Below are 14,618 nucleotides of genomic sequence, written 5' to 3' on the forward strand. Positions count from 1 at the left end.
TTCCCTTCAAAGTATTTCAGCAATTAAGCTTTCGCTTCTTCGCTTCCTTCTTCTTTTGTTTCTTCAGCAGTATCATTGGCTTTAGCCTCAGTTGCCTCAACAGCCGCTTCTTCTTTCACAGCAAGTTTTGCCTCTTCCGCTTCTTCAGCTGCAGGAACAACAGTAGTGGCTTCAGTAGCTTCCGCTTTCTTCTTACTGCCACCGCGACGGCGTGTACGTTTAGCTGCCGCTTTCTCTTCGCCGGCACCTTTACCATAAATTTCGTTGTAGTCTACCAGCTCAATCATAGCTTTTTCAGCAGCATCGCCCGGGCGAATACCTAATTTGATGATACGGGTATAACCACCGGGACGACCACCCACTTTACCGGCTATATTATCAAATAATTCTTTGATAGCTTCTTTATCCTGTAAATGGCCAAAGACAATACGGCGTTGGTGGGTCGTGTTCTCTTTGCTCTTGGTAATCAGCGGTTCTACATAAACGCGAAGCGCTTTAGCTTTTGCAACAGTAGTTACAATACGTTTGTGCCTGATCAGCTGGCAGGAAAGATTGGCCAGTAAAGCTTCTCTGTGCGCTTTGGTGCGGCTTAAGTTTTTGATTTTGTCTCCGTGACGCATGACTTGTTAATTTGAAAATTTGAAAGTGTGAGAATTTGAAAATTCAGATTTCACTCATTCAATTTTGGTTAAAAAATTCAGTTACACCGTGTCAAGGAATTGTAACCTACTATTTAATGTGATAATATGCTAATTCTTAATAATCGTCTTTATCGATACCCAATTTCTGAAGGTCCATTCCAAAACCAAGGCCTCTTTCGTTCAGCACCTGCTCAATTTCTGAAAGAGATTTCTGGCCAAAGTTCCTGAACTTCATCAGGTCTTCCTGTTCGTACTGTACCAGCTCGCTTAAAGAGTTGATCTTCGCAGCCTTCAAACAGTTAAAGGCACGTACAGACAGATCCAGGTCCTCTAACGGGGTTTTCAACACCTTGCGCAGTTGCAGTGTATTCTCATCTACCAGGTCTTCTTTCTTTTCTTCTTTATTATCGAAAGTGATGTTTTCATCGGTGATGATCATCAGGTGCTGGATAAGAATACGGCTGGCTTGTTTCACCGCGTCTTCAGGATGAATAGTGCCATCTGTAACCACTTCCATTACTAACTTTTCATAGTCAGTACGTTGCTCCACACGGGTATTCTCAATAGTGTATTTTACATTCTTAATGGGAGTGAAGATAGAATCGATGGGTATTAAACCAACCGGCGCATCTTTTACGGCATTCTCCTCTGCAGGTACATAACCACGGCCTTTGCCAATAGTTAATTCAATATCTAACTTGGCAGAAGCATCCAGCGTGCATATAAGCAGGTCAGGATTCATGATCTGGAAAGACTGTGTGCCATCGGCGATCATGCCAGCGGTGAACTGCGCCTGGTTTTTTACAGATAATGAAATTTTTTCATTGGCCACTTCGTGGTCAACAATTTTCTTAAAGCGAACCTGCTTTAAGTTCAGGATGATCTCAACCAGGTCTTCGCTGATACCTTTGATGGTAGCAAACTCATGGTCAACACCTTCTATTTTAATAGCCGAAATAGCATACCCTTCCAAAGAGCTTAACAGAACCCGGCGAAGCGCATTACCAACGGTTACGCCATAACCTGGCTCCAATGGTGCAAATTCAAACTGGGCTTCGAAGTCAGAAGCTTTTTGGAGGATGATTTTATCCGGCTGCTGAAAATTTAAAATTGCCATATTTTATTTTTTAAGGTAAGTAGGGAGTAGTAGCGGCAAGTAGGCAGGGCTTCAAATTTGACCCCATTCACTACTCACTATTCACCACTCTCTAAAAAATTACTTGTTATACAACTCAACGATCAGCTGTTCCTTAATATTTTCAGGAACGCTTTCTCTTTCAGGATAAGTAATGAAAGTACCTGTAAGCGTTGTTTCGTTAAAGTCCAACCAGGTGTATTTAGGATTTTTAGCGCTTACCACACTTGTGATAGAAGTGCGGGCCCTGCTGCTTTCCTTAATAGTGATGATATCACCGGCTTTCAATAAATAGCTGGGGATGTTCACTACTTCGCCATTTACCTCGATGTGCTTGTGGCTTACCAACTGGCGTGCAGCGGGACGGCTGGGCGCGATACCCATACGAAATACTGTGTTGTCTAAACGGGATTCAAGTAATTTGATAAGGTTATCACCGGTTACACCTTTACGACGGTTAGCTTCTTCGTAAGTTTTGCGGAATTGTTTTTCCAAAACGCCATAAGTGTATTTGGCTTTTTGTTTTTCACGCAATTGCAAAGCGTATTCGCCAAGGGTTTTACGCTTGCGCTTTTCACCGTGCTGACCGGGAGGGTTGCTGTTTTTACCCAACCATTTACCATTACCTAAAATAGGCTCCCCGAAAATACGGGAGATCTTGGTCTTGGGACCATTGTAACGTGCCATAATTATACTTTCATTTAAGCTTTTTTAGAAACCGGTACATCAATCGTTAAAAAGCTTTGGAAAAAATTAATTGTGTACCCTTTTTAAAAATGAAACCAAACTGGCTCAAAAATATGTAGGTTGTACGATGTAAGATGTACGTATATCGTACAACCAACATCGTACATAAAAAATTAAACTCTTCTTTTCTTGGGAGGACGGCATCCGTTATGCGGAAGCGGCGTAACATCTTTAATAGTTACTATTTCAATACCGGATTGAGAAAGAGAACGTATAGCACCTTCCCTGCCAGAGCCGGGCCCTTTTACGAACACATCTACTCTTTTCAAGCCTGCATCAGTAGCTACTTTAGCAGCATCAGCCGCAGCCATCTGGGCGGCGTAAGGCGTGTTCTTTTTAGAACCGCGGAAGCCCATTTTACCAGCGCTGCTCCAGGAAATAACCTGGCCTGTTTTGTTGGTAAGACTGATGATAATGTTGTTGAATGTTGCAGAAATGTGCGCATCGCCGTAAGCATCTACTTTTACGATCCTTTTTTTAGCGGCGGCTTTTGCGCTTAATTGTGCTTTTGCCATGTGAAACTGAGGTAATCTTTAAATGAAATAAATAATTCCGCCATAAGCGGAACCCAAACCAACCCTGTTCCTGCACCGGGCTTCCGTAATTGATCTGGTTATAACTTGGTGCAATGCAAAAAAGCCTTAAGCTTTACGCTTCAGGCTTTCAGCAATTATTTCTTAGCGGCTTTCTTCTTACCGGCAACAGTTTTACGTTTACCTTTCCGTGTGCGGCTGTTGGTTTTAGTACGCTGACCACGAACAGGTAACCCTTTCCTGTGACGGAGACCACGATAGCAGGCAATATCCAGTAAACGCTTGATGTTCATTTGAACTTCGCTGCGCAACTGTCCTTCTACTTTTAACTCTTCTGTAATGGTAGAACGGATAGCGTTTAGATCGTCATCGTTCCAGTCATTTACTTTTTTGTTACGGTCGATATTATTCTTATCCAGAATATATTTAGCCGTAGAAGGGCCAATACCGTAGATATAGGTTAACCCTATTTCTCCTCTTTTGTTTTTTGGTAAATCAACACCGGCAATACGTGCCATAGTTCTATTTGTGTTTTTTAATTTTTGATTTATGATTGAGCCCGTAAGCCGGAAAAGCCTGCAAGTACACAAAATAGCTTCAGACTCCCGGTCTTTCAGACCTTACCGCCTTATCCTTGTCTTTGCTTGAAGCGGGGATTCTTTTTGTTAATAATATACAGCTTCCCTTTACGGCGTACAATTTTACAGTCCGCGCTGCGCTTTTTAATGGATGCCCTTACTCTCATCTTTATAAGTTTTTAACGTTGTAAGACAATTATTTATACCTAAAATTGATGCGCCCACGTGTTAAATCGTAAGGAGACATCTCTAATCCGACTTTATCCCCAGGTAAAATACGGATATAGTGCATCCTCATTTTTCCTGAGATAGTAGCTAAAATTTCATGGCCATTATCCAGCTTTACCCTAAACATAGCGTTGGACAAAGCTTCGAGTATTACACCATCTTGTTTTATTAAGGGTTGTTTTGCCATAAAAATTTAGGGGTGCAAAGATAGGGAGATTATGTTAATAAAAAAACCCCATCCCGAAATTTTCGGTATAAGGGGTTTTTTAGTTAAAAAGTTAGAAGGTTGAAAAGTTTGCAAGAGCTTTCCCTGTCAACTTATCAACTTCCCAACTACTACCCTATCCTTCCAGCGGCACTTTGGTCATATCTAAATGAATATTCTGGAGATGACTTACCGTGATGGGATGGTTAAAATATCTTTTATCTTCTCTATACCACGTCTCTACCTGCGAAAAATCGGTTTCAGATGGCGTATGTACCCTGAATGCTCCTTTGCCATATTTGGCACCATTATCTGACTCCAGTTTTTCAAATCCCAGGTCAAAAAGCTGTTTTTCAGAAAGCGGCAGGGGCTTGATATACTCCAGCTCATACCAAAATTCTTGTATACCATTATCTACCAGCACTTTATGATCTTCCTGGCTGACGCTTATTACCGTACCGTCCCTTTCCACACCTTCGTCGTTTAATAATATCCAGTCCCCGGGTTTTAATTCAGATAATTTCATGGCTGAGAGTTTTTTATTGAATTTTAATGACTTAACAATATTAATGACAATAAATTTATGTCAAACCTTCTGTTTCAGCAAACATTTTTTGCTAAAAAGCTTCCACATGGCTGTTTTATGAAAACCAATACGCCGATGAACATTTCGCAGCTCTTTTCTTTCAGTTCACATATTTAACTATCCCTTCAGAAGCCTGATGCTATAACTGCAGCAACGGTTACCAGCTTTTTAAGGTAAGCAGTATGCTCATATATAACAGCAGCAGCCAGCTCGTCGGCTACCGAGCTTTTAGATATAGCGGCCGAGGTAAAAGCATGATGCCTCTTTTTCCATTCGCCCGGCGATGCATAACTGAAAAATGTATGCAGAAACGCCGCATGCTCTTTAAAGCGGACTTTATACCGGTGCGGCTTCCAATACAGCAGGTAAGCGGCTTCTATCAACAACTCCAACTGCTCACTATAGTACAGCGCATTGCCCGGACTGCCCCTATGCCAGCAGTAGGAATCATGCAGCGCCGCCAGGCAAAATTCATCAAAGGCTTTTAAATGGTATGCCGGTGGTGCGTAAGTAAAAAAGTCCTTCAGTATCTGAAGCGGCGATGCTTTTAAGGGATGGCAATGGTACGTTATGGCGATGCGGTTTAAAAAGCAACCCAGGTATAGGTGTTGGCGTTTGTTCATGATAATAGCATTTTTATATTATGTCATGGAGCTTGACGAACCATGGTTAGAAGCATCAATACCTCTTAATTTTTTTCCACGTTTTTTGCTTGCCAAAAAAGTGGAGCAAAAAAGGCAGCCGGAAATTGTTGCGGACTATTTCCGGCGGGAATTACTATCAGCGCTCTGCTTGGCAAATCATCTGTGAATACCCGCCTGAACGGACGGGCAGGTTTGCTTACGCCTGATTTTTTTCCTCGTTTTGAGATGGCCTTGAAAAAATAGCGTTAAGAAAAAGGTGGAAGAAATAATTGATTACTTATTTAGCATTTTACTTCTATCAACCACTTAACGTTCCCAAGGTAGTGGCAGACGCCTCTACCACTACACCCGGAAACGCCGTAACAATACGCCCCGCCGCATCAGCAATAACCGTAACCAGGCTGGTAGGGTTGCCATTTACATCATATCCAACAGGGCTGCCGGTATCCCATAACCTTTGCAGGTGGCAGCTTTGCGGTACGGGCCGCGGCTCTCCGGCAAAAGCCTCTTTTATAATGGCTACCATTCTATCTATGCTGATGGTGAATTTGCCCGCGCCGGGATGGCGGGCAACGGGCGCATAATGACGCTCTATAATATGGGCCAGCGCCGTAGCGCTTAAATACCAGCTTTTGCGCAGCAGCTTTTTATGATGCTTTAGCGGCAACTGGTAAAAAACATCTTTGTGTAATTGCTGTAACCATTGCTCGGTATCGGCTATTAAAAATAAGATACGCAGCCATTGGGCCTCGTTAAACGGTTGTTGCGGTGCAGGTGTAGTAGCGGTGTTCATAATAGTTTTTTTATAGCACCTGCACAAAAAAGGCGTGGCGCTCAACTTACCGCATTAGAGGCCGTCGGAGACCTGTACACGTTCGGAAGAGCCCACGCCGTAACGTGGGCAATTTACCTATCATCTCGTGTACATTGAAAGTTCCGACGTTTCTAATGCGAGAATCAAAGCGAAATGCTTCAATTATTTAATTATGTATTTCGAATAATATTTCTAACCCATCAAAAGACTATTTTAAAATTCTTTAAAACAAAACTAAGTAAAAAAACAATCGCACACACATGTGTGTGCATATTTTTTTTATTCTTTCATTATTTCGGATTAATGAATGAGCAGGAATATATATCCCCTATTGAGCAATATGTAATTGATTATGTCAGAGATTTGAGAAAAAGTAAGAATCTCTCTCAGGATGATATTGGCAATATCATAGGAAAATCAAAATCATTCATAGGCAATATAGAGAGTATAAATAATAGGGCAAAGTACAATCTTACTCACATCAGTTTATTAGCCGATTACTTTAACCTATCACCTCGTGAATTTCTACCAGAAAAGGTTATTCTGAAAAAAGATAAAAGCAAGAAGCCCGGTTAGCTCATCTCGCGCGCTACAGAAATTTCTCAGGTTTCAAAAGCGAGACTCAAAGCGAATGCTTCAAATGATTTTATGAAGAATCGCAAATATATTTTTATCCATCCCAAATATAAGCAAATACTTATATCACGTTAAATTTGACGTGATACTTTTTTCTATTACATCGCACCTTCACACAAGTGAGTATAAGAAACCCCAAATATGATATAGCGTTCGGTGAAAATCTAAGAAAGCTTAGGACGACAAAAAAGCTGTCCAGAGAAACTTTGGGGGCAATGGCCGGAGTAGAGCCCAAACAAATTTATCTGATAGAAGTAAAAGGGCAAAGCCCTACGGTAGCAACGCTTGTTGCATTAGCGTTAGCTATGAAACTGCATCCTAAAAAACTGCTTGATTTCGAGTTTGAATTTGAGGAGTGATGTTACGGCGAGCACTCATGCTTATAATACTACAAGCAGAGACTCGCCTGAGAAGCAATATATCATTTACATAATAAAATAAGGCGATACATTAAAATTGTCAAATTTGATAATTTTGTTTTGCAAATATTTTTACCTTTCATTCTGTGAAAATCAGAAATCAGAAATATTTGGATGCCTTTGGGAAACATTTGAAGGAGCTTATTAAACAAAAACATAAAACACCGGAAGTAGTAGCAGCTCTAGGTGGCATTGAAACCAAACAGGTCTACAGAATTATCAATGGGGAACATAGTACTACTTTATCAATTCTAGTAGCAATAGCTAAAGGGCTGGAAGTACATCCTAAAAAATTGCTTGATTTTGAGTTTGAGTTTGAGGAGTGATATAATTTACGGCGAGTTCTGCGGCCTGTCACAATGTAATAAGCAGAGACCCGCCTGAGAAATGAGCTATTATTATGGAGTTTTTTTAGGCAGATATCGGATTTACTCTAATTTGTCCGCCAACAGCTTTTAAAACTTTCATGATAGTTGAAAATTGTGGTTTGGCTCCGTCAGATAATGCTTTGTATAGACTTGGTCTACTCATTCCGGTTTGTTCTGCTATTTTAGTCATACCAATTGCCTTAGCTACATGTCCTATTGCAGACACAATCTCAGTATCATTTCCTTCTTCCAAAACAGCATTTAGATATTCGGCAATCATTTCGTTGCTGTCCAAGTAGTCTGCAATATCAAATTTTGATGTTTCCATTTTTTTACTTCTTTAATTTGTCCCAAATGTCCTTCGCCTTTTCAATATCCTTCTGTTGAGTTGATTTGTCTCCACCAATTAGCAGAACAATAGCCACGAATGCACGAATAGAGAAGATAGCTGAAAAAGGGAATTATTCGTGCATTCGTGGCATACGTTGATCTGTATAACAAATTGTTGTACCCCAAAATCATTCTGCCGTACAGGACGCTGGAATTTGTGGCAATTTATGGCTTCTTACTCCTGGCTACGGCAAGCCGTGCCTTCTGTCACAGGCCCACCAAGCAGAGACTCGCCTGGGAAATTATCCAGCTTTAATGATTATGGGAGTTATTGAATAGTCAGATTTACCTTCCGGCCTAATCCATACTCAATAAGCTTATAAAGAGTGGATAGCTGGATATCGCTATGCCCGTTCTCAATTCTGGATATAAAACTCTTTTTGGCCCCAATCTTTTCTGCCAGTTGCTCTTGTGTTAATTGGGCTTGTTTTCGTTCTTCTTTAATAAGCTCCCCTATTGCAAAAGATTTGGCTTTTATCTCAAATTCTGTACGTTTTGCAGAGCCTATTTTCCCATACCTTTTATCAAGATGTTCTGAAAAAGTGGTGATATTTTTATTTTTTGCTTTCATTATTATTGCCTTTTTGTTCATCAAACCCTGCCTGCTGATGGGCAAGGTATTCCTTCATTATTTTTTCTGCTTTTTCTAATTCTTTTGCGGGTGTTTTTTGTGCCTTCTTTTGAAACCCGTTAAACAACACTACTAAGTTTCCTCTATCGAAGCAACAGAAGATTCTGTAAATATTACTTTCATATTCAACACGACTTTCGAACAGGCCTTTTATGCCTTCGATGCTTTTAAAAAATTTTGCAGGGATGCGCTCAATAATCGTAATCATGAAAAGTACTTCATCTATTTTATCCTTTACTTTTTGAGGAAGAGTTTCAAAAAAGTCCTCGAAGTATTTTTTGTAAAAGATAATTTCTCTAATGGCATCCATTTGGCAAAGTTAACTAATAATGGAACACAATAAAGCCTTTTTTTTAAGTTGTAATAAGTTGGATTTTATGAAAGTACTTGGCAGGTTTTTACTCTAATCATTAAACAAATTTTTATCGGAATAAAACACACGGTCGCCCACCACTCTTGCGGGCGATGTGTAAGGGTGCTCTTCTGCTTTGCCTGCTGCCATAATATGTAACACCGTCCACCCTTTTGCCTTTAAATAATCAGATACCAGCGAGCGATGACATCGCCACCACACCGCTTCGGAACACATATAGGCTACGGAGTGTTTCAATGCCATCGCTTCTAATACGGCCATTGCCTTTTTAAAACTTTCTGTTTCCATATAATCTGCATAACCTCTGAAAGAAGCATTGCGCCAGCGGCTGTTATCGGAATCTTTCTGCACTGATCTTCTTCCGCCCAAATCTTCCAGATGTATATAATCTATGCCGTTACGTTTTAATGCCGCATCGAGATTTTCTTTATTAAACTGCGGATACTTTCGTGAAGAGGGAAAACGCCTGATATCTGCCAGGGCCCTGATGCCAAAGGATTGCAGCATTTCAATAAAATCCTCTATGCTGTGGGTGGAATGCCCTATGGTATAAATGGTAGGTTTCATTTTATAATTCTTCACTCAAATATACTTTCTTTATGCTGGTCAGACCGGGACGGTCAGACCAGGTTATGAGATCTTACTCCAAATGGTCTTCCCCTTCTGCGATTGCAGGAACTGCTTCAATGGTGCATTTTCAGGCTTTGACAGGTCGGGGTCGTCTGTTAATATTTCTTCTGTAACTTTTTTTGCCGTTTCCACCATTGCCCTGTCGTTCACAATATTGGCCAGCTTAAAATTGAGCGCGCCGCTTTGCCGCGTACCTTCAATATCGCCGGGTCCGCGCAACTCCAGGTCTTTTTCGGCAATCACAAAACCATTGTTGGTGCTGGTCATTATTTTCATGCGTTCGCGGGCATCGTTACCCAACTTTCTTCCTGTAAGCAAAATGCAATAGCTTTTTTCGGCGCCACGCCCTACCCTACCCCGCAACTGGTGCAATTGCGAGAGCCCGAATTTTTCTGCACTTTCAATTACCATTACCGATGCGTTCGGCACATTGACCCCTACCTCGATAACCGTTGTAGAAACCATGATCTGCGTATCATGCTCTACAAACCGCTGCATGTTCAGCTCTTTCTGTGCAGCAGGCTGCTTACCATGTACCATGCTGATCCAGTACTGCGGTTCGGGGAAATAAGTTTTTATTTCATCGTAACCACGCATCAGGTTCTCATAATCCAGTTTTTCACTTTCTTCTATCAGGGGAAAAATAATGTACACCTGTCTGCCTAAAGCAATTTCGGCTTTCAGAAAATCCATCACCTGGCTCCGGTCATTATCAAAGCGATGAACGGTTTGTATAGGTTGACGGCCGGGGGGCAACTCGTCTATCACGCTGTAATCCAAATCGCCGTAGGCTGTCATGGCTAATGTTCGTGGAATAGGTGTCGCAGTCATTACCAACACGTGAGGTGGTATATCGTTCTTCTCCCAAAGCCTCGCGCGCTGCGCTACTCCAAAGCGGTGCTGCTCATCTACAATTACCAGGCCCAGGTTTTTAAATTGCACCGCATCTTCTATTACAGCATGAGTGCCGATCAATAAATGAATAGTTCCTTCGGCAATGCCCTGCAATATGTTCTTCCGTTCTTTTCCTTTTACGGAGCCGGTAAGCAGCGCTACTTCAATGTCCATCTTTTCCAGCAAAGAAGTAATTCCCTGAAAGTGCTGCCGGGCAAGGATCTCCGTAGGCGCCATCAATACCGACTGGTAACTGTTATCCGCGGCCAGCAACATGCAAAGCAGCGCCACAATGGTTTTACCGCTGCCTACATCGCCCTGTAGCAGGCGGTTCATTTGTTTGCCCCGTGCCGTATCGCTTCTTATTTCCTTCAGCACCCGTTTCTGCGCTCCTGTCAGCTCAAAAGGAAGGTATTGATTATAAAATGTATTGAAATGATCTCCCACCACGTCAAACACTACCCCTTTTGAAAAACGGTGCCGCTGGGAGCGTAATAGATTCATACGCATTTGCGCCCAGAAAATTTCTTCGAACTTTAGCCGGCGTAAAGCTGCCTCGTAATGTTTCTGGGTTTGAGGGAAATGGATCTGCTGGTAAGCCTCGAAACGCGGCATAAGCTTCAGATCGTCCAGCAGTTGCTGTGGGAAATTTTCGGGGATATCGTTAAGCCGAATATGAGGCAATAATACCTTGGTGAGTTTACCTATCTGCCTGCCGCCCAGGTTTTTGGCTTTCAGTTTTTCTGTTGATGGATAAACAGGCTCCAGCACGTCTTTGCCCGCCAGCTTTTCGGGTGACCATGCTTCCATTTCGGGATGAACGATCTGTGGTTTGCTCATAAACCACGATAATTTCCCATATACAATGTAGGCCTGGCCCGGATGCAGCATTTTTTGAATGACATTGATGGCGCTGAACCAGACCAGCTCCACCAAACCGGTTTTATCCCGTAGCTGCGCGATAAGCCGCCGGCCACGCTTTTCGCCGATCACCTGCATGTTTTCCAGGAGGCCCACCACTTGCACGTACTCTTCAGCGGGATCAATATTGCCGATAGCCGTTACCCTGGTTTTGTCTACATGCCTGAAAGGGAAATGATGCAACAGGTCGTTAAACGTAAAAATGCCCAGCTCTTTTTGCAAAAGCTCGGCGCGCTGTGGGCCCACACCCTTGAGATAGACAATAGGGCTGGCTAATATTTGTGACTGGTTCGTGATGAACGATGAATTATAAGTTGCGAATTTAATTTTTATGAATGATAAAAACAGGCTGTAATTGACCTATAAACTTATCCACCTTTCACCGCATCCTCCAGCTTTGCGCCCTTATTGGCCAGCTTATTTATTGATAACCCCTGGATAAGTATGGAACAAACCACCACTATGTAGGTAATGGCAACAACACTGTTCTTTTGCGCTGTAGCCGGGATAGAAAGTGCCAAAGCAATAGAAACGCCACCGCGTAACCCACCCCAAACCAGGATCCTAATGGTCTGCGCCGAAAATTTTCTTCTGAATGCGATCATCCTTGTGGGCAGCCAGATGGAAACAACCCTGGCGGCTATCACAAGTACAAAACAGAGGAGACCGGCAACCAGGAATCTATTAAGCTCGGGAATGACCATTAATTCTAATCCAATTAACAGGAACAGTATGGCGTTCAGGATCTCATCTATCAGTTCCCAAAATTTCTCAACATACTCGCGTGTAGGAGCCGACATGGCCACTTTTTTTCCGACATTGCCAATAATGAGCCCTGCCAGCACCATTGTAAGCGGCCCCGAAATATGCAGCTGATGGGCAATAAGGTAACCACCCATCACCACCGAAAGGGTTATCAATACGGTTACAATATAATCGTCAATCGATTTTATGGCTTTTGAAGCCGTAAAGCCTAAAATTAACCCAAGCAAAATACCACCGCCCGCTTCTCTGAGGATAAGCCAGCTTACAGTACCCGTATCAATGGTTTCGTCTGTTCCTTTTGCAATGCTTAACAGGATGGTAAATACCACAATTGCAATACCATCATTGAACAAAGATTCCCCGGCTATTTTAGTCTCTAAAGACTTATTCACTTTTGCTTTTTTCAGAATGCTCAGCACCGCAATAGGGTCGGTAGGTGAGATGAGCGCCCCGAAAAGCAGGCAATAGATCAGCGGTAACGAAATGCCCAGCCAGGGCAGCACAAAGTACAAAAGATATCCCACCACAACCGTAGATATCACCACACTGATGGTAGCAAAAATAACAATAGGCGCACGTTGTTCCCTGAGATCATTAACATGTATATGGATAGCGCCTGCAAATAACAGGAAGTTCAGCATAGCGCCCATTAACACATCCGTAAAATCAACCCCGCTAATTAAACCTGAAAAATGCTCCAGTGTTTTGGGCAGAAAAAAATGACCAATAAGTACCAATAACGCAGAGCTAACCAACGCGATCAGCATAATACCAATGCTGGACGGTAGTTTTAAAATTTTAAGATTTAAAAATGCAAATAACGATGCAATTACTATAAGTATAGACAGTGAGTAATATAATTCCATAAGATCAAATCAATTAAGGGAAGAGCGCAAGATAAGGTTTTTGAAAAAACTAAAAGAGGCTGTCTCCAAAAGCGGAAACAGCCTCTTTATAATTTATAAGATTGATAAAAGCAATACCAATCAATTCCTGCATTAATATCTGTTGATCTGTTCTTTCAGTAACTTGCGCGCAAAGTGAATGCGGCTTTTGATAGTACCTAAGGGCTCATCGAGGTATTCGGATATTTCCTGGTATTTGTACCCTTCAAAATACAATTTGAAAGGTACTTTAAAGGTTTCGGGCAGCCCTTCAATAGCCGCTTCTATTTCTTTCTGCCTCAAATTTCCTTCTGCAGAGTTGGCAACAGACACCTGGCTCAGGTTGATCAGGTAGTCTTCCGGAGTACTGTCAAAAACCGTTCTGCGTTTAGCATTACGACGATAATCATTAATAAAAATATTACGCATGATAGTAAATAACCATGCCTTAATATTAGTACCGGAATTATACTTTTCTTTATTAGCCAACGCTTTATAAAGGGTTTCCTGGTAAAGGTCGTTGGCAGTTTCATTATTTTTTGTAAGATTGACGGCAAATGGTTTTAAAAACCCTGCATTATCAACCAACAGATCACTAAACTCTTTTTCTTTTTCCATGCTGCCCGGATTTGTAGTTTAAATAAGTACGCTAAGATACCTATAAAATATAGGGAATAAATTAAACTGTATTAAGTTTTACAAAAATTTTACCGAAAAGCAATCCCTGTCATTACTACAGATAAAGTCATCTGCGATTTACCCTATTTGTCAAGAAATGCGCCAAAAAAGGTCAAATGGGGGTTCATTTTGGAGAGCACTGACCCGGATATCTAGGCTATTCTACAATTCTTTTAAGGAATTGCTTTTTCCCGAATGCTTTATAGGCAATTCCCAACGACAGGTCTGAGTAGCCGTTGCCTAGCTGCTCATGAGAGCTTTTAAAATTTACAAATCCATATCCATATCTGGCAAATACTGAGAAGAATTGAACGCCTTTCAAACTAAAATACTTGTTGAGCGTCACTCCGGTAATTGAACCTTTGGCATTTTTAATCTCGTAGTGCTTTTTCAGATCCTTTTCATTTATCACTACAAACCGGTTTGCAGAAAGGCCAATAAACGGCTCGATAGAAATGTTTTGCCTCAGATTAATGGAATAAGCTAATTCGTAGTCCATTTTATTGGGGTTAAGCTTTGCTTCGCTGGTCAGTAGCACTTCATTAAAAGCAAGCTCTGTTTGCGGTGTAACAGTTGCAGGTTTAAATTTAAAGCCTATACTAAAATTGGTATAGGCGATGGATATACCCAGCAGCGGTCCGTTGTGATTGCCCAGCCAATCCCTGGTTTTTGAACTATAGACATAGTGGTTGAACCCCACATCAACCCTGATCCCCAGTTTTGTCACCTGCACACATCTGAAAGCCTTATACTGTTCTACCGGCCCAAGCTTTGAATAGCCATTTCCATAGTTCACCGTATCAGGATCACAAACCATTTCCCTTTGGTAATGCTGTGCGAAAACCCCAAGCGAACCAGTCATTAATACCACCAGGAAAACAGCTTTCCTTATCACAATAAGATGTAAATTAACAGCTA

The 14,618-nt window shown here is 41.7% G+C and carries 21 protein-coding genes; 3 read left to right on the forward strand and 18 right to left on the reverse strand.

From position 1 onward, the window contains the following. Positions 1-23 precede the first annotated feature (23 nt). The 10 genes from rplQ to ACYVBM_RS03395 form a co-directional block, all read right to left on the reverse strand. On the reverse strand, positions 24-620 hold the full coding sequence (gene rplQ, locus ACYVBM_RS03350; protein WP_460684199.1) for a 50S ribosomal protein L17: 597 nt from the start codon (positions 618-620) through the stop codon (positions 24-26). Between the two features lie 136 nt (positions 621-756). Then, positions 757-1,758 carry a DNA-directed RNA polymerase subunit alpha gene (locus tag ACYVBM_RS03355; protein ID WP_460684200.1) on the reverse strand — a complete coding sequence of 334 codons (1,002 nt, stop codon included), beginning with the start codon at positions 1,756-1,758 and terminating at the stop codon, positions 757-759. Positions 1,759-1,857: 99 nt separating this feature from the next. Continuing rightward, a complete protein-coding gene (gene rpsD, locus ACYVBM_RS03360) occupies positions 1,858-2,463 on the reverse strand; it encodes a 30S ribosomal protein S4 (RefSeq protein ID WP_460684201.1) in 606 nt (201 codons plus the stop codon). 173 nt (positions 2,464-2,636) lie between these two features. After that, the gene (rpsK, locus tag ACYVBM_RS03365) at positions 2,637-3,038 is read right to left on the reverse strand and encodes a 30S ribosomal protein S11 (RefSeq protein ID WP_460684202.1); all 402 of its coding nucleotides are present in this window, start codon (positions 3,036-3,038) and stop codon (positions 2,637-2,639) included. Positions 3,039-3,193: 155 nt separating this feature from the next. Beyond that, entirely contained in the window at positions 3,194-3,574 is a 381-nt protein-coding gene (rpsM, locus tag ACYVBM_RS03370; protein ID WP_460684203.1) for a 30S ribosomal protein S13, read from the reverse strand. 110 nt (positions 3,575-3,684) lie between these two features. Beyond that, on the reverse strand, positions 3,685-3,801 hold the full coding sequence (gene ykgO, locus ACYVBM_RS03375) for a type B 50S ribosomal protein L36 (protein WP_071609307.1): 117 nt from the start codon (positions 3,799-3,801) through the stop codon (positions 3,685-3,687). 29 nt (positions 3,802-3,830) lie between these two features. Continuing rightward, the gene (infA, locus tag ACYVBM_RS03380) at positions 3,831-4,049 is read right to left on the reverse strand and encodes a translation initiation factor IF-1 (RefSeq protein WP_460684204.1); all 219 of its coding nucleotides are present in this window, start codon (positions 4,047-4,049) and stop codon (positions 3,831-3,833) included. 154 nt (positions 4,050-4,203) lie between these two features. Beyond that, positions 4,204-4,593, reverse strand: a complete 390-nt coding sequence (locus ACYVBM_RS03385; protein WP_460684205.1) for a hypothetical protein — start codon at positions 4,591-4,593, stop codon at positions 4,204-4,206. Positions 4,594-4,778: 185 nt separating this feature from the next. Then, positions 4,779-5,276, reverse strand: a complete 498-nt coding sequence (locus ACYVBM_RS03390) for a hypothetical protein (RefSeq protein ID WP_460684206.1) — start codon at positions 5,274-5,276, stop codon at positions 4,779-4,781. Between the two features lie 319 nt (positions 5,277-5,595). Then, the gene (locus tag ACYVBM_RS03395; RefSeq protein ID WP_460684207.1) at positions 5,596-6,090 is read right to left on the reverse strand and encodes a hypothetical protein; all 495 of its coding nucleotides are present in this window, start codon (positions 6,088-6,090) and stop codon (positions 5,596-5,598) included. Positions 6,091-6,414: 324 nt separating this feature from the next. Here ACYVBM_RS03395 and ACYVBM_RS03400 point away from each other — a divergent pair, with 324 nt between their 5' ends. The 3 genes from ACYVBM_RS03400 (at position 6,415) to ACYVBM_RS03410 (ending at position 7,492) form a co-directional block, all read left to right on the forward strand. Then, on the forward strand, positions 6,415-6,687 hold the full coding sequence (locus ACYVBM_RS03400) for a helix-turn-helix domain-containing protein (RefSeq protein WP_460684208.1): 273 nt from the start codon (positions 6,415-6,417) through the stop codon (positions 6,685-6,687). Between the two features lie 179 nt (positions 6,688-6,866). Beyond that, positions 6,867-7,106, forward strand: a complete 240-nt coding sequence (locus tag ACYVBM_RS03405) for a helix-turn-helix domain-containing protein (protein WP_460684209.1) — start codon at positions 6,867-6,869, stop codon at positions 7,104-7,106. 146 nt (positions 7,107-7,252) lie between these two features. Further along, positions 7,253-7,492 carry a helix-turn-helix domain-containing protein gene (locus tag ACYVBM_RS03410; protein ID WP_460684210.1) on the forward strand — a complete coding sequence of 80 codons (240 nt, stop codon included), beginning with the start codon at positions 7,253-7,255 and terminating at the stop codon, positions 7,490-7,492. 85 nt (positions 7,493-7,577) lie between these two features. Here the strand turns inward: ACYVBM_RS03410 and ACYVBM_RS03415 are convergent, their stop codons facing one another. The 8 genes from ACYVBM_RS03415 to ACYVBM_RS03450 form a co-directional block, all read right to left on the reverse strand. Continuing rightward, positions 7,578-7,862, reverse strand: coding sequence for an addiction module antidote protein (locus ACYVBM_RS03415; RefSeq protein WP_460684211.1), 285 nt, complete (start codon positions 7,860-7,862; stop codon positions 7,578-7,580). A gap of 330 nt (positions 7,863-8,192) precedes the next feature. After that, positions 8,193-8,495 carry a helix-turn-helix domain-containing protein gene (locus tag ACYVBM_RS03420; RefSeq protein WP_460684212.1) on the reverse strand — a complete coding sequence of 101 codons (303 nt, stop codon included), beginning with the start codon at positions 8,493-8,495 and terminating at the stop codon, positions 8,193-8,195. Then, positions 8,479-8,865, reverse strand: a complete 387-nt coding sequence (locus ACYVBM_RS03425; protein ID WP_460684213.1) for a type II toxin-antitoxin system RelE/ParE family toxin — start codon at positions 8,863-8,865, stop codon at positions 8,479-8,481. Before ACYVBM_RS03425 ends, ACYVBM_RS03420 begins: the two co-directional genes overlap by 17 nt. A 93-nt stretch (positions 8,866-8,958) precedes the next feature. Then, positions 8,959-9,495 (reverse strand): DUF488 domain-containing protein, encoded by a 537-nt coding sequence (locus ACYVBM_RS03430; RefSeq protein ID WP_460684214.1) that lies wholly within the window; start codon positions 9,493-9,495, stop codon positions 8,959-8,961. Between the two features lie 63 nt (positions 9,496-9,558). Next, positions 9,559-11,721 (reverse strand): ATP-dependent DNA helicase RecG, encoded by a 2,163-nt coding sequence (gene recG / locus ACYVBM_RS03435; protein ID WP_460684287.1) that lies wholly within the window; start codon positions 11,719-11,721, stop codon positions 9,559-9,561. 20 nt (positions 11,722-11,741) lie between these two features. Then, on the reverse strand, positions 11,742-13,004 hold the full coding sequence (locus tag ACYVBM_RS03440) for a cation:proton antiporter (RefSeq protein WP_460684215.1): 1,263 nt from the start codon (positions 13,002-13,004) through the stop codon (positions 11,742-11,744). Between the two features lie 132 nt (positions 13,005-13,136). After that, positions 13,137-13,640 (reverse strand): RNA polymerase sigma factor, encoded by a 504-nt coding sequence (locus tag ACYVBM_RS03445; RefSeq protein WP_460684216.1) that lies wholly within the window; start codon positions 13,638-13,640, stop codon positions 13,137-13,139. A gap of 217 nt (positions 13,641-13,857) precedes the next feature. Further along, positions 13,858-14,595, reverse strand: coding sequence for a hypothetical protein (locus tag ACYVBM_RS03450; RefSeq protein ID WP_460684217.1), 738 nt, complete (start codon positions 14,593-14,595; stop codon positions 13,858-13,860). Positions 14,596-14,618: the final 23 nt, after the last annotated feature.

The sequence above is a fragment of the Niabella aquatica genome (assembly GCF_054779315.1).

Coding starts and splice junctions, on each gene's coding strand:
- ACYVBM_RS03385 (WP_460684205.1), bottom strand. CDS start 4,593: ATGAAATTATCTGAATTAAAACCCGGGGACTGGATATTATTAAACGAC.
- ACYVBM_RS03420 (WP_460684212.1), bottom strand. CDS start 8,495: ATGAAAGCAAAAAATAAAAATATCACCACTTTTTCAGAACATCTTGAT.
- ACYVBM_RS03400 (WP_460684208.1), top strand. CDS start 6,415: ATGAATGAGCAGGAATATATATCCCCTATTGAGCAATATGTAATTGAT.
- ACYVBM_RS03390 (WP_460684206.1), bottom strand. CDS start 5,276: ATGAACAAACGCCAACACCTATACCTGGGTTGCTTTTTAAACCGCATC.
- rpsM (WP_460684203.1), bottom strand. CDS start 3,574: ATGGCACGTATTGCCGGTGTTGATTTACCAAAAAACAAAAGAGGAGAA.
- rplQ (WP_460684199.1), bottom strand. CDS start 620: ATGCGTCACGGAGACAAAATCAAAAACTTAAGCCGCACCAAAGCGCAC.
- ACYVBM_RS03430 (WP_460684214.1), bottom strand. CDS start 9,495: ATGAAACCTACCATTTATACCATAGGGCATTCCACCCACAGCATAGAG.
- ACYVBM_RS03425 (WP_460684213.1), bottom strand. CDS start 8,865: ATGGATGCCATTAGAGAAATTATCTTTTACAAAAAATACTTCGAGGAC.
- ACYVBM_RS03395 (WP_460684207.1), bottom strand. CDS start 6,090: ATGAACACCGCTACTACACCTGCACCGCAACAACCGTTTAACGAGGCC.
- infA (WP_460684204.1), bottom strand. CDS start 4,049: ATGGCAAAACAACCCTTAATAAAACAAGATGGTGTAATACTCGAAGCT.
- ACYVBM_RS03445 (WP_460684216.1), bottom strand. CDS start 13,640: ATGGAAAAAGAAAAAGAGTTTAGTGATCTGTTGGTTGATAATGCAGGG.
- rpsK (WP_460684202.1), bottom strand. CDS start 3,038: ATGGCAAAAGCACAATTAAGCGCAAAAGCCGCCGCTAAAAAAAGGATC.
- ykgO (WP_071609307.1), bottom strand. CDS start 3,801: ATGAGAGTAAGGGCATCCATTAAAAAGCGCAGCGCGGACTGTAAAATT.
- ACYVBM_RS03440 (WP_460684215.1), bottom strand. CDS start 13,004: ATGGAATTATATTACTCACTGTCTATACTTATAGTAATTGCATCGTTA.
- rpsD (WP_460684201.1), bottom strand. CDS start 2,463: ATGGCACGTTACAATGGTCCCAAGACCAAGATCTCCCGTATTTTCGGG.
- ACYVBM_RS03415 (WP_460684211.1), bottom strand. CDS start 7,862: ATGGAAACATCAAAATTTGATATTGCAGACTACTTGGACAGCAACGAA.
- ACYVBM_RS03355 (WP_460684200.1), bottom strand. CDS start 1,758: ATGGCAATTTTAAATTTTCAGCAGCCGGATAAAATCATCCTCCAAAAA.